At 41.3% G+C, this 15209-nt stretch carries 7 protein-coding genes; 1 reads left to right on the top strand and 6 read right to left on the bottom strand.

The window, feature by feature from the left end; genetic code table 11:
• The 3 genes from VK179_05205 to VK179_05215 all read right to left on the bottom strand — a co-directional run bounded on the left by VK179_05205 (nucleotide 1) and on the right by VK179_05215 (nucleotide 5513).
• A complete protein-coding gene (locus VK179_05205; GenBank protein HLO58115.1) occupies nucleotides 1-627 on the bottom strand; it encodes a hypothetical protein in 627 nt (208 codons plus the stop codon).
• A gap of 120 nt (nucleotides 628-747) precedes the next feature.
• Nucleotides 748-2955: a tetratricopeptide repeat protein gene (locus tag VK179_05210; protein HLO58116.1), complete on the bottom strand. Its 2208-nt coding sequence runs from the start codon at nucleotides 2953-2955 to the stop codon at nucleotides 748-750.
• Between the two features lie 365 nt (nucleotides 2956-3320).
• Complete coding sequence (locus VK179_05215; GenBank protein HLO58117.1) at nucleotides 3321-5513, bottom strand: cellulase family glycosylhydrolase; 2193 nt, start codon at nucleotides 5511-5513, stop codon at nucleotides 3321-3323.
• Between the two features lie 377 nt (nucleotides 5514-5890).
• Between VK179_05215 and VK179_05220 the strand changes: the two genes are divergently transcribed.
• The gene (locus VK179_05220; protein ID HLO58118.1) at nucleotides 5891-6535 is read left to right on the top strand and encodes a MarC family protein; all 645 of its coding nucleotides are present in this window, start codon (nucleotides 5891-5893) and stop codon (nucleotides 6533-6535) included.
• 76 nt (nucleotides 6536-6611) lie between these two features.
• On the opposite strand, the gene VK179_05225 is transcribed toward VK179_05220, so the two are convergent.
• From VK179_05225 to VK179_05235, 3 genes are all read right to left on the bottom strand, one after another.
• The gene (locus VK179_05225) at nucleotides 6612-11111 is read right to left on the bottom strand and encodes an ELWxxDGT repeat protein (GenBank protein ID HLO58119.1); all 4500 of its coding nucleotides are present in this window, start codon (nucleotides 11109-11111) and stop codon (nucleotides 6612-6614) included.
• On the bottom strand, nucleotides 11108-13870 hold the full coding sequence (locus VK179_05230) for a PKD domain-containing protein (protein HLO58120.1): 2763 nt from the start codon (nucleotides 13868-13870) through the stop codon (nucleotides 11108-11110). Before VK179_05230 ends, VK179_05225 begins: the two co-directional genes overlap by 4 nt.
• A 124-nt stretch (nucleotides 13871-13994) precedes the next feature.
• Nucleotides 13995-15017 carry an LLM class flavin-dependent oxidoreductase gene (locus VK179_05235; protein HLO58121.1) on the bottom strand — a complete coding sequence of 341 codons (1023 nt, stop codon included), beginning with the start codon at nucleotides 15015-15017 and terminating at the stop codon, nucleotides 13995-13997.
• Nucleotides 15018-15209: the final 192 nt, after the last annotated feature.

Consider the following 15209-nt stretch of genomic DNA (forward strand, 5'->3'; position numbering starts at 1 on the left):
TTATTTAAAGAAAGGACGGATTTCGTTATTTATTAATTTATTGATGAGGCCTCTCTTGGTATTCATATCCATTGACATCATGGTATTCACTTCCTTTGTCTTCAAAAGCACTTCACCATTTTGCGGATTGATAAATAATGCCCTTCCGAATGTGTCGCCTAATCCGCCAAAGACATAATCAAACCGCAATATAAAATCTGCCTCCTCTTTTTTATTTGTCACAACCCAATAGCCCCACTTCTCTAACCCATTTTTAGCATGCAACACAGAATTCTCATCCTTCGACTCAATATAGACTTTATTTCCTTTTTTAGTCATATCATTTAAAATCTCATCCTTTCGCAACCCCTGATATTTATCTTCCTTGACCGCTCTTTGATTTTTGAATGCTTCAATTTCATTATTCTGATAACGTATATATGAGATTTCACTAATATGAATGACATATTCCGGACCATCGGGATTACTGCTTTTCTTATACCTGACTGTTGAATTATCAATCAGTAATACCTTGCCAATAATTTTTTCACCATTTGTCTTATTGATTGTGTCCTGCGCTTTCACAGGAAAAAAGGCAAAAATAAGGGTAGTACCGAGTACCCATTTAAGTAATACTATTTTGGTCATGTTTTTAGGTTTTGGGTATACTAAGATAGCAAAAAAGGCTTATGAAGAGTCTGTTAGTCTGTAGTCTGTTAGTCTGTTAGAAATTAGCCTGGCAAGGGTTCATATTCACCGCCCACCTTATCAAACCTTGACGCCCAGAACCAATATATCATCAATTTGATTTTCGCTGCCTTTCCAATCTTCATAATGCTTTTCCAATGCGGCTTTTTGCCGGTCTATCGGAAGATTGTTTATTTCGGTGATGATTTCCTGAAAACGCCTTGATTTCATTTTATCACCATGATCACCCCCGAACTGTGAATAAAAACCATCCGAAAAAATATAAAAGGTGTCGCCTTTCTTTACCTGTATGACATGATCGGTGAAAGGCTTTTCTTTAAGATAGATTCCTGCCGGCTGCCTGTCAGCTTTATATTCGATGAATTCGGAAGGCTGGCCTGGCTCCGCGTTTCGGAACAACCATAACGGACTGTAAGCCCCGGCATAATTCAACAGGTTTGTTTCCTGGTCAAGGATACACAGCGCAATATCCATTCCTTCACTTTGTTCACCTTTGCGACCTGTTTGCTGAAGTGCCGATTTTACCTGGGATCTGAGCGCTTCAAGGATTTGAGCCGCCCCATTCTTTTCGTGCTTTTGTATCAGTTCATTCAGGATGGCTATGCCCAGCATGCTCATAAACGCACCGGGAACGCCATGGCCTGTACAATCTGCCGCAATAATGAAAACTTTACGACCCGAATTCTTAACCAGGTAAAAATCGCCGCTTACTATATCACGCGGCATAAACAGGATAAAGCTTCCGGGTAAAAATTGATTGATATACTCATAAGAAGGCATCACTGCCGTCTGAATATATTGCGCGTATGAAATGCTGTCGGTTATTTTCGTATGATCCTTTTCTATCTGTTCTTTCTGTATCGTGATTTCATGATTTGCATCCACAAGAAAGTTTGCCTGTTTCTGAATCTCTTCACGCTGCCTTTTTATTTCTTCATTCTTTTGTGTCAGAATTTTGTTGTCTTTCTTTTTTATCTGCAATGCCTTATAGGATATCAGCAGGATTAACAACAATACCAATATCCCGCCGATGAGGATCTTACTCCTGATGGATGCCAATACCTTGTCACGATTGAGTATCTCAATTTCCTTCTGGTTTTTTTCGGTTTGATATTTTATTTCCAACTCATTGATGGAACGCTGATTTTCGCTCGTATATATACTGTCACTATAAATTTTATGTATCCGGAAATTCTCCAGAGCATTTTTATAGTTTCCTATGGCCATATCCACATCGGCCAGTAAGGAATAAACCTGCATGGTGGTTTCAATGATGCCGGTTTTTTTGGATAATTGCAGCGCTTCATTAAAATTTTTTCTTGCATCTGCATACTTCTTCTTATATAAGCTAATATTTCCCAACCCGATTTTTGAATTGCAGATACGTTGTTCATCCTTTAACTCTAAGGCTACCGCCAAAGCCCTTTTATAATAAAAGTCAGAACTGTCAAGGGCCATATTCTTTTCCTTAAGGTCACCGGAATCGGCCTGGACAAAGGCAAAATAATACTCCCCCAGATTCACAAAATTAATACCCAGTCCATACAGGTCGTCAGCACGCATTTGAAGCGGTATGGCCTTCAGACAATAATCTATGGCACTCTGGTAATTATTCTGAAGAAACTTAATGGTACTGACATTGCTGTATACCTGGCTGAGAAGCATCTCATCATTGAGTTCTTTGCAAATCTTAATTGCCCTGTTGTTATACTCCATTGCTTTTTCATAATTCTTATTGTCCTGGTGAATAATCGCAATATTGTTGCAGCATTGCGCAATGGATTTTTTATCATTTAATTTTTCGGCTATTGTCATCGCCTGGGAAAATGATCTGGCAGCATTTTGATAATCACTTAAGTTTATATAAAGACTTCCCAGGTTATTATAAACTTTGAAAATTGCCATATGATCATTCACTTCCCGGGCTTTTTTCAGAGAAATATTGAAATATTCTATGGCAGTGGCATAATCGGGTTTATAAATGCTGATAATACCCATTATGTTATTGCATTTTATGATGCCCTGTGCATAATCGGCTTTATCGGAAAGCTCAAGGCATTGCTTGCATAATGCTTCGGCCTCTGCAGGGGAATTCCGGCTTAAATAAAAGGCAAGATCCTTTAGGGCAAGTATTTTAACCGTATCTGTTTTTGTGGTGGCAATGATGTTTTTTAAGCTGTCGGGAATAGAAGTCTGAGATAATGATGTATTCAGAAATAACAATGAAACGACGATGGATGGAACAATCCTGGAGAAAAATTTTATCATGGGTGTCGGATAATGTGATCGTTAACGGATACGCCGAAAAAGTGCAGGGGGTTACATGTAAAGGTTATTAGCAGTTTTATGCTATTAGGCTATTAGGAAGAGAGTCTGTTAGTCTGTAGTCTTCATGGCGGCTTTGATTAAGGTAATGCCTTATTCGAAGTACCGTGGGTTGGCCGTGACAAAACGGGAAGGGCGATATGGAGGTGAATGACGCAAGGCATGGAATTTCTTATAAGCGAGCTTGCGTCCGGTTGTTAGAAATTCCTGCCTTGCGGCAGAGCGGGTAGGGATCGTTTTGTCTTGACTTTTCTTGCTTCGTTCTTTTTGTCAAGAAAAAGAATGAAGTGGGGTTAGGGGCAAAGCCCCTATTGATATTTATTAATTATAGCAAATTTAAAGGTGGTCACGGTGTTGTTACAAGCTACTTTGAGTATGTAGGAACCGGGGGATAAACGGGAAACATCAAATGAGATAACCGTTTGATCCGATTGCTGCCGGAGCAATTGTTGGCCGAATACATTGTAAACACTTATATCAACCACACTTCCCATGTTGTGCGTTATATGCAGTACGCCGTTATTTACAGGTACAGGATAAATCATCACATCATGCCCGTTTTCAGTATTCACCCCTGTAATGACCGGGAAGGAAATGATAACCGTGGTGCTTCCTTGAATACCCGAACCATCCTCAGCTAACGCACTTACTGTCACAATACCCTCTTTCCTGGCGGTTAAAAGGCCGTTTTGATCAATTATGGCCAACGAGGTATCATTAACACTCCAACTGACTGTTTTTATGGCTGCATCAGAAGGTTCAACAGTTGCAAGCATTTGCAGTGTACCGCCGACAGTGGTTATACTGTCCGATCCGTTTTCACCGGTTACGGTGATCGCGCTCACGAAAACGAAAACCTGCGCAGTATCCTGGTTTGTTATGGTGATATTATCGAAAAACACATTTTTGCCGGCCATCGAACCCTGTTCAGCCACAAATTCGAATTTATCCACCGCTTTCCAGTCAAAAGCTCCCGCAGAAGGATACCAGGTGCCATTGTCATAGGAGCCCTGGTCAACGAAATTTTTTAACGGTATGTATATTTTATGCCACTTCCCGTCCCACGGTGCTTTTGACTCGGTAATGGTGTAATTCATCCGCCAGGGATGATCAGACGCTGATGTTTTGGTATCGGTAAAGCGAACATCAAATTTTGTTCCCGCAGTATTACCTCTCACCAGGAAACTGAGCGCATAATTTTCAGAAACCAGGGTTGAGAAATCGCGGTCCGGTGCAAGATTGAAGCCTATAGTTCCGTACTGTCCTGATCCTGTCCAGTATATACAATACTTTCCGTTATTGGGCATGTTTGAGAAATAAAAACTTATAGTACCGCCATTGGCATAACCCGATTCAATTATTTTCTCTCCTATATAGTCGTCATAAAGGATCATACCTGTTGTGTCAGGTATCATCTGGTATTCCTTCTGTTCAGGAACGTTAAGGCCGAGAACCCTTACCAGCGCCGTATCCAGGTCATAATCGAACATCTCGCCGGTGCCTTTTTTGAATAACCCGAAGCCACCCTGGTAATCCCATGTAGTCCATGAAATTCCTTTTTCTTCAAGGTATTTCATGACTTCACCATACCAGTAAGTCCTTTCCGCACTCTTGCTGTTTAGGTTATACACCCCAAACTCGCCGCAATATACCGGAACGTGCCGGTTTGTTTTAAAGGCAGCGGCAATGTCAATCAGTTGTTTCACCTTTGCCACGGTTCCATCAACCGGGTAATTGTTGTATGCACTTTGCAGCCATGTACCTGCCAGGACCTGTGGTAAGGCCTGTATGCTGTCGGCATTATAAGGAAAAGGTATGCGGGTAAGGGGTTCCATTGAAGGAACCGGCCAGCTTGCCCCCTGGTGTGTGAACAGAAACGGATCGTAAAAATGAAATGTATAAATGAGTTTTTTATCGGTATAGGCTGGAAGCAGTTGCAAATCGTTATAGCCGTTGTAGGCCGATGCTCCGACCACAATGGTATGCGTAGTATCTGCATTTCGGATGGCATTGATTGCCGTTTGCTGGATCCGTCCCCAATTCTGGGTGGTTATGCCGTTAGGCTCATTCATCACTTCATAAAGGATGAAGGATGACCTGTTTTTGTAGTGTTCAGCCATTTGTTGCCAAACCTTTGAAAGGGCATTTTCAAGATCCGGGTTTTTGCTGGCGATATCATCGGTGGAATGGTTGTCGATGATCAGGTACATATTCAGATCCTCGGCCCAGGATACGGCCTGGTCTAGAAAGTCGTAGAACAACGGATCGATGCTGTAGCCCGGTTTGCCTCCTGTCATGTAAAATAGGTTTATAGGAAGCCGGATCACATCACAGCCAAGACTTTTGATGTTCTCAAAGTCAGTTTTAGTATATTTTTTAAATTGAATTTTCTGCGGCGCTGATGCCTGGAACCACCCTGTGAGATTCACTCCGCGACTGAACTGGGCGTGGGTTAAGGAGAAACTATAAAGCAAAGCAACAGTGATGAGAAAAGCTTTCATGACAAGACGGTTTTGTGCAAAGATGCAAAAAAGGCTATTAGCAGATTAGGCTATTAGGCAATTAGGAAGAAATTCTGTTAGTATTTACGATTTGTGATTTAAGATTTACGATTTGAAAACAGTCTGTTTGTCTGTAGTCTGTTTGTCTGTTAGACTAAAAAGTTTACTGGTCGGATCTATCACAGAGAACCACGGAGAAGGCACAGAGGATCACAGAGAAAAACTCTGTGATCCTCTGTGTTACCTCTGTGAACTCTGTGTAATTTTTGGGAAAGAAAGACTATTAGCAGTTTAGGCGATCAGGCTATTAGGAAGAAAGATAAACTTATTTTAACTTTAGTAAATTGCGCTAAGTTTTCGTAATCAAATCTTTTGCCATGAATTCCATGAACCAGTTGTTTTTGCTGCTGACAACCGTTTTTATCGGTTTCTTCGCTATTCTGAATCCTATTGGTAACACGCCTGTATTTCTGTCGATGGTAGGAGACGCCGATCCGATAATTATAAAAAAGGTTGCCCGGAGAGCTGTAACTGCCGCTTTTGTGATTATTGCGATATTCTGCCTGTTCGGCCATATCATTTTCAAGCTGTTCAACATTACGCTTCCGGCCTTCCAGATCGCCGGCGGCATCATTGTATTTTTTATCGGTTACAATCAATTACAGGACAAAGTCTCCCGGGCACAGAAATCAAAAGTCATCGACACGGACGCACCTTATGAGGATATGGCTATATCGCCCCTGGGCATTCCCTTGCTGGCCGGACCGGGAACCATTTCTACCGCAATGAACTTTGTCGGACAGGGAAAAAGCTTCCTGAATACCATCCTGATCATTCTTGTATTTGCAACCGTATGCGTTATCACCTATCTCATGTTCATGCTGAGCAAGCGGATCGCAGACAGGCTAAAGCCTTCCCTTATCAAAGCCATATCCAGGATCATGGGATTGATCCTTGCCGTAATTGCCGTTCAGATGGTGATCAGCGGGGTATTCAATGTGATAAAGGAGTACCCTTTTTAGGCTATTAGCAGTTTTAGCATATCAGGCTATTAGTAAGAAGGACCACTGGTCTTCTGGTCGAAAAAATTCAGTTTTCTCAATAAACTATAATCTTAGTGGTAGCTGATTTGCTCTGAATGGTTGTTACCAGTGTATATACTCCACGCGGAAAGGTTGAAATATCTATCAAGGCATCAGAACCGTTTATAGTTTTCTTCAGACATACCATACCAGCGCTATTGAAAATTTCAAGCCTGCAATCTTCGACCTGTCCGGAAAACAGGACAAAAAGTTTGTCTGTTGCCGGGTTAGGATAAACTTTTAAAGTACAGCCTGGTGTATGGTCCGTACTAGTTGCTGTTCCTGCCGCGATCACCACAGCTTTTTCTGTTTTTGTCCTGCAACCCTTTTCATCCGTTTGCACCAGTTGTACTAATCCCTTGCCGGGATTGCCCCAATCAACATTTACCTGGCCGGGAACAAGGACTTCCACATACCTGCTGCCTTCTATATGCCACAAGTTTCTTACCTTTTCGATATCCGGCATATATACTACACCTGTTTCACCCTGTGTTACACTGTCTTTCCCAATTAAAACAGACTCTTCAGGCTCAACCGGCACGATGGACTCCTGTCTTGAAATGCCCGATCCGCATCCATTATAAGGCGTTAAGGTAACGGTGATCAATCCTGCAGAATCGGTTTTGACAAGGGCTTCTCCATTTGAATATGTATAAGTACAGTTTCCCTGAATATTCCAGTTAAATTGTGTGTTATAGATAGCTGGTGAGGTAAGCCTGATTGTCTGTCCCGGACAATATCCGTCGGGTAAATTGATATATCCGGCCTCCACAGGTGGTAGCTGATTTCTGTACCTGTAAAAGGAACCACGTTCACCAAATACATAAATTTCACTATTTTCTGATATAACCATTCCCTGCAAGTCGCTGCTTATGGTTGGCATCTGGTGCCATGTCTCGCCGGCATCCGAAGTCTGGTAAAGATTTGTCCAACCGCCACCATTGCTGCCAAGTGCATAGCCGGTATCACTGCCTGTAAAATGAATAGACACAATGTCAACCGGAATAATTGTATATATTTTTCTCCAGTTTATACCTCCGTCCGTTGATTTCAGGATAATCCCGTCATCCCCCCCAAGCAAAATAGTATCTTTCCCAATATAACATACGCCTTTGAACACACGTGAAAGATTATGATCATATTTATTCCAGGTTTTACCCCCGTCATTTGTAGTCACTATGAAATCGAAACCAACAAGCACACCCTGGGAACTGTTCCTGAAATAACAGTAATAATACCATTCATCGTTTGATCGTATGGTTTGCCAATGGCTTCCACCATCAATGGATTTAAGTGCTTCCTGGTATGAGGTGGCATAAACGGTATCAAAATTTACAAAACTGTAACTCCAGCTGTAGTCCATGTAACTCTTGCTATTCCAGCTTAAACCACCATCATAGGTGAAATAAACACTGTCAGCTATGGCAATAATTGAATCATGGCTTACATAGTAACAATTCCTGATATTATAAGCAGCATTAAGGGAAAGTTCTTTCCAGGTTATTCCGTTATCAATGGTTTTATAAGCAATTCCCCTTCCATTGTAGTATCCTCCAAAAAGATAGCCTGTACCATTTTTGAAAAATCGTGTACTGTAAAAATCGCATACACCGTTTAGCTCTGATATTTTATTCCAGTTTTCTCCCGCGTCCGATGATTGCCAGATAAAATGACCTGATTCAGCAGTGCTTCCGTAACCGGAGGTATGGCCTGCAATATAGATGTTATTGCCATCGGAGCTTATTCCTATACCCGAAGGACTGCCAGGCGTTGTTAATACCCCTTTCCATGTTTTTCCTCCGTCAATTGTTTTATATACATTCCCCCATGTCCAGCCACCGCTTATATAACCCGTATTCTGATCGGTAAAAACAATGTTTTCGGCATAATCAGTACTTACCCGGGGGCCTGATGTCCATGTTACTCCCCCATCGATTGATACAAGTATTCTGCCATCTTCGCAAACCAGAAATCCATGATTCTCATCCGTAAATGTAATATCCGTAAACCAGGAAAACTGAAAATCGTCCATATTGATATTGGTCCAGGTTTTACCTCCATCGCTGGTGGTTGCCAGGTAATTATAGCGTCCGATAATATATCCTTTCTGCTCATTCAGAAAAAACAACGAGTATAAATCATCGCTATATCCCTGTCGGATTTTTATCCAATGGTGGCCCCCATCATCCGTCCTGTAAACATTACCATTTTTATCAGCAATGAATCCTGTGGAAGCGGAAATAAACTGCATCTTTGCCGCAGGATAAGAGGGTATCGGAAACCACGTTGTGCCTCCGTTTTCAGTCTTCAGCATGATATTTTGGGAAAGGATATATCCCACATCATTTGAAACAAATTGTATTTCATTTATCGATTGCTTTATCCCGCTTTTCACCAGCTGCCATGTTGTGCCGTTATCACCCGATCGTATAATAATTCCCTCTTCGCCGACAGCAAAAATTTCCTGATTATCTTTCAGTACGATTTTATTTAAGCCATAACTTAGACTATAAAAATCCTTACCGCACCCAAGGATATTTTTCGGTTCATTTTTTATCCTGATTGTGAAATATTTCTCAATGGCGTGTCCTGAATTACTTTCAGCATGCACCCTGATAACATGGGTTGACTGCGTTTCAAAATCAAGCCGTGAACGGGTGATCAGTTTATTATCGCTTATAACAAATTTGTTATTATCTTCATCACCCAAACCACTAACAAGACTAAACGTGTAATCTTCCTGATCATCCTTTACAGTAAATAATCCGACTGTTGTTCCGGGATCAGAAAGTTCACTTATTTCATCTGACGAAAGCTCCAGGGTATCCTGTACAGGTAAATCATGAGTATAAGAAAAATTAAGCGAAGAAACGGATGTTAAATCAGTTGATTCTGCAGCCAACGCATTGCCTTTCAGATTTACACTGATAGTGCTTTCGTTATTGTCATTGCTGGAAATTCTTAAAACCTCTGATTTTGGTCCTTCTGATTCCGGTATATAAACTAATTGAAATGATTTACTTTTACCTGCCTCAATCATACATGGTATTGCATTGGTAAAGAAGCTTTTACCTGAAAGATTTACCTCTGAAATGAATAATTCATTAAGTCCTCTATTGCTGATAATCAAATTTCTTGAATCGGATATATCCACATGACGGTCGCCAAAATCGACAGTTGAACCTGATGAGATTTCACTCCAGCCAATTTCAACATGAATATCAGGCTTGCGAAGAGTATTCCAGAGAACATAATTATAATTTTCAGGCGCTGTATAAAAATATAAAAGGCTGCCTGCATTTCTAAAATTTTTTATGCCTTCATAACTGGCACCCACGTCGGCAAATAACCGGGTACCTGTTGATGTTCCATCGGAATACCATAATTCATTTTCATGACTGAAAAATAATAAACTGTCAGAAACAACCATCCTGCTTCTGTTTTGAACAGATACATCCGAAACCATTTTTGTGCCTACAGAAGTGCCGTCCGATTTCCACAAGGAATAACCGGTTGTTTCACCACCATTAAAAAACAAATTGCCCTGATAGGATATAAAACTCCCAATATCCGATTCATAACTATAGTAAATCCAATTAAAGCTCTTTACAAGGATAGTCCCTTCCTCAGTTCCATCCGTCTTCCAGAGCTGATTCTTATAATTGTCCGATGGCGACTCTACTCTGATTGAGAAGTACAAATCATTACCCACAGTGGTAAAATTACCGATTTGCTGGGAAGATCCTGAGAACACTTTCAACAGAGTAAATTCCGTATCACCGGGATTCAGTACATAAAACCGTATTGTTTCATTATATGTAGTATTCGTAACCAGATACAACTTATTATTGCATGTAGCCACTGGCTTTACAGTATAATAATCATCAACCTGCACGATTTCTGTTCCTTCCTTTGTGCCATCGGTTTGCCAAAGTTCAACAGGCCCCCTGTTTTTTATGAAAAATAACTTGTCACTTGTGGCTGTGAGGTTTGATAATGAAATATAATCCGATATAGCCACACGGTTTGTATTTTCTATTGTACCGTCAGTTTTCCACAAGTTGGAACCGTATAGTGTATCGGCAGCTGTAAAAAAAAGCATCCCTTTAAAGGCAATAAAATTACCGGGATTGGATCCCTTATCATTTGAATACCCTTCCGGACGGAAGTTTTCAAACATTTTAGTTCCTTCAGCGGTTCCATCGGATTTCCATAGTTCCTGTCCGTGTATTCCGTCATCAGCTGAGAAATACAATTCGTTTTTATAAACGAAAAGCCTTGCGGGATTGCTTCCATAAAACCCCTGGTTAATATCTCTGAGCATGTAAGTGCCTTCCGGACTTCCATCAGTTCTCCACAATTCGCTTCCGTTTGTTCCGTCATCAGCTGAAAAATACAGGATATCTCCGATTGCTGCCATTTCACCAACCGATATGAAATGCCTGATCGGATTTTGGCCGTTTGTTGTTAAAGCTGGCAATAAAATAATGGCAAGGATCAGTAACGATTTTTTCATTGCACCGAATATTTTATAATTTTTATGTCCCTCATATTTTGATCAGGAAAGTGCAGAAAGTAGATTCCCGGCTTGAAATATTCCACATTGATTTGGTTATTTCCTTTAACCAATTGCCATTGACCCATTGTATTTCCGCTGATATCATATATTATGACTTTTAAATGGCTCATCAGTGGATTCTCGATGAAGAAAACATTCTCTACGGGATTAGGGTATTCCTTTATCAAAACAGCATTCTGCATGGGGTTAATCTTGGTACCAACATCCAATGTTACCCTGATTGTATCAGAACTCGAACAATTGGAAATTTTTGAAATGACTCTTACGAAATACATATGAGTTCCGGGAGTAATATCGTTTCCGAATATATTCCGGTATTGATCAGTGGAGTAATTGTCCCAGTAATACGACACCGGAGTGTCATAAGCTCCTGCATCAAGAGTAAGGATTGAATTCGGAATTATTGAAATGTCTTCACCCAGGTTAACTTCAGGAAAAGGAATAATCCTGACAGGTTTTGAAACCGTATCGGTTCCGGAACCGGAGTAAATGATCGACGATATATAATATTCTCCTGCCTCAGCATATGTATGCTTTGCTGTTACCTGCCCGGATGAATTGCCGTCACCGAAATCCCAAAAAACGGAATCTGCTATACCAGGTGAACCAAGCAGGAATACCGTCTCTCTTCCTAAGCAATCGTTGTAACATTTTATATCCTGCAAAACAGTGTATTTAACCGTGTCCGTTCCTGTGCAATGGTCCGCATTGGTGACGCGCACAAACACTTTGTATGTGCCGGGTAAAGAAGAACTTCCGTTAATATACTTATATCTGAAGGTTGAATTATCGTTCCACAAATAGGTAGTCGTATGACCAAAAAACCCGGCGTCCAGTGATAAGTAATCAAAACCCGTAAGGGTTGTATCATTACCCAGGTTCACTTCAGGAGCCGGTTTTGTGGCAATATTAATTTCATCTTTAGTGATGCAATTATATTCATTTGTTACCTGAAGCCAGAATTTTCCTTCACCAGTAACCAAAAATGACATTTCTTTTGATCCGTTGTGCCATAAACGATCATTCCCGGCATTATTTTGTCCCGCATTTAACCGGATTACCGAATTACTGCAAATGGTGGTGTCTTTACCCAGGTTTACTACCGGGGAAGGATTCACAAAAACGTTAATTGAATCAGATTGAATACAACCAAAACTGTTGCTGACCTGTACACTATATATTCCCGTATTCTTAGCCTGAAAATATTTCAAATGACTTCCATCGTGCCATGTAATATTGCTGTATTTACCTCTCAGGGTGAATAAATGACCGGAACAAACGGCAGTATCATTGCCAAGACTTACTACTGGTAATTCATGGATAACGACCGGCTTGTAAAGAGTGTCCGTTTTTTCGGGATAATACACGATTAAGCGGGTATTATAATTCCCGGGGTTGCTGTATTTATGAACCGGATTTAACATTTTACCGGATGTATGATCTCCAAAATCCCAATCAACCGAATCAATCCCTATGGTATTCGAAATGATGTAAGATATATTTTCTCCTGGACAGGATCCGTGAACTGAATAATTTGTTTTAAAAAAATAGTTCTGAATATAATGAGGAAACAAATCGGTAATAGCATCAGCACCTTCAAGGTAAAGGCCCAATTCAACTGCTTCACAATGGGCACTGTCTTCATTTGGTTTTGATATCGTGCCTAAATACATAGTTCCGTCATACCCTCCGCCCCCCTTGGTAATATATATAACTCCATCGGGGCCCAGCTGCATGTATTCTAACGATGTAATGTGATTCATTAAAACAACCTTCCGGGAAGCAAGAATGGAATCATAATTATCAGGGTAGACTTTAAACTGGTACAATGTGCCAATGCTTCCGGACTCATATGCATAAAGCTTTACCGCATCAGGCGAAAATTCAATACCATGACAACCCTGGTATGGCAAAAGAAAACTCATGGCATTTGACAATTTGCCCGTTTCATTATTGAAATCAAACAAGTCAAAACCCTCACCCTGTCTCCAGGTATTATAACTTACGGCAACTTTCCTGCCATCGGGCGAACCTTTTAATTGGCCTTCAAAAGATGAATCATGAATTTTGCCGAGAGTGCTCACAACGGGCTTTTCAGATACTCCATCATCGGTTATCAGAAAGGCATAGTAAGAGTTCGATTGAATCCGATGGGTAATAACCCAAACATCATGCCGGTTTGCATGATACAAAGCCGTAATCTGGTTTCCGGTGGAATCAATAAGCCTAATTCCTTTACGCAGTATTTTACCATTTCCTTCATTTGCCGACATGTCTGCTTCTGAGAAATACAATCCCGCAAATTCATTTCCGTTATAGGGATTCATGTTAAATATAAAGTACCTGTCAGCATTTCCGGGTGCAGGTATGATCAAGGATGCCCTGAGAGATGTGCCTAAATAATCCGGATTCAGAAGGCTATCACCATTTTCAATCAGCTCATTATTCCGGTTCCACACATTGATTCCATTCGAATACAGAATAAGGTTGCCATCGGCATCACAAATTGATGCGTATCCATTTGAACGGTAATCAGCAAGGTTATTCCTCTCAACAAAAGCGGAATCTTTTTCGAAGTTTATTGTAAACTCATTAAATACCCATTTACTGGCAAAGTTTTGGGCAATTATGAATTGATTCTGAACCACAAGAAATACTAAAGGAAGTATGCGGCAACAGTAATTTCTGATAGACATTTTCAAATAAGTTATGTTTTGGGTATATAAATATAGCAATTACCCGGCAAAAAGCAAAAGATTGCTTCGCCCCACTAATGACGACTTGTTTTTTCTCTCGCAGATTTCGCAGCCGAGCCCCAGCTCACCTCCAACCCAGCTCCGGGGCGACAAACTTCAGAATGGATGACAATACATGAATATTATACTCAACCCCTAACGTATTGGGTATGGTCAATAGTAGCGTATCGGCTTCCTTTATCGCTTCGTCCTCGGCCAAGTCCTTAATCAGTTCATCCGGTTCTGCCGCATAACTTCTTCCGAAAATGGCCCGTTTGCCTGGCTCAATAAAACCGATTTGGTCATTACGTTCTGCTTCCTGTCCGAAGTAATACCTGTCCTGGTCATTCACCAGCGCAAAAACGGACCGGCTTACCGACACCCGCGGCTCACGCTTATGTCCGGCCTTTTTCCAGGCTTCCTTGTAAAGTCTGATTTGCTCTGCCTGTTGGATATGGAATGGTTTTCCGCTCTCGTCAAATTTGAGTGTGGAGCTTTGCAGGTTCATCCCGTTTTCTGCCGCCCATACGGCAGTTGCATTGGAAGCAGCGCCCCACCAGATGCGGTCGCGCAATCCTTCAGAATGGGGTTCCAGTCGTAACAAGCCGGGAGGATTCGGGAACATGGGACGGGGATTGGGTTCAGCAAATCCGATACCACTCAGCTTATCCAGAAATAGTAAGGCTTTATCCCTGGCCATTTCGGCATCTGTTTCTCCATCGGCAGGTTCATAACCAAAATAGCGCCATCCGTCTATTACCTGCTCCGGCGAACCCCTGCTGATTCCCAGCTGGAGTCTTCCTCCCGATATCAGATCCGCTGCACCTGCATCTTCGATCATGTAAAACGGATTTTCATAACGCATATCAATCACGGCTGTCCCTATTTCAATCTTTTTTGTCCTGGCACCGATGGCAGACAATAAAGGAAACGGAGATCCAAGTTGGGCCGCGTAATGATGCACCCTGAAATATGCACCGTCAAGTCCCATTTCTTCACATGCAACAGCCAGATCAATGGATTGAAGCAATGCATCACTTGCCGTGCGTACATTATAACCCGGCCGGTTGGCCCAGTGTCCGAATGATAAAAAGCCTATTTTTTTCATAGAGTAATTGCAGAACAACAGAGGGCTATGAAAAGTTCATTGAGGGAATTCCCTTATTGCATCTCCGTGATATTCCTATTCAATCCTGTTGTTTTTCCTGATATCCATTCAGCACCTGTTCCGTTTAAGAAAATCGGTAACCCTTGTTACAAATGGACCGGATGAGAAACGCATTTACTAAAAAACATTGAA

This window comes from Bacteroidales bacterium, from assembly GCA_035299085.1.
In the GTDB taxonomy this organism is placed as follows: Bacteria; Bacteroidota; Bacteroidia; order Bacteroidales; family UBA10428; genus UBA5072.

Coding starts and splice junctions, on each gene's coding strand:
- VK179_05230 (HLO58120.1), bottom strand. CDS start 13,870: ATGTCTATCAGAAATTACTGTTGCCGCATACTTCCTTTAGTATTTCTT.
- VK179_05210 (HLO58116.1), bottom strand. CDS start 2,955: ATGATAAAATTTTTCTCCAGGATTGTTCCATCCATCGTCGTTTCATTG.
- VK179_05215 (HLO58117.1), bottom strand. CDS start 5,513: ATGAAAGCTTTTCTCATCACTGTTGCTTTGCTTTATAGTTTCTCCTTA.
- VK179_05225 (HLO58119.1), bottom strand. CDS start 11,111: ATGAAAAAATCGTTACTGATCCTTGCCATTATTTTATTGCCAGCTTTA.
- VK179_05235 (HLO58121.1), bottom strand. CDS start 15,017: ATGAAAAAAATAGGCTTTTTATCATTCGGACACTGGGCCAACCGGCCG.
- VK179_05205 (HLO58115.1), bottom strand. CDS start 627: ATGACCAAAATAGTATTACTTAAATGGGTACTCGGTACTACCCTTATT.
- VK179_05220 (HLO58118.1), top strand. CDS start 5,891: ATGAATTCCATGAACCAGTTGTTTTTGCTGCTGACAACCGTTTTTATC.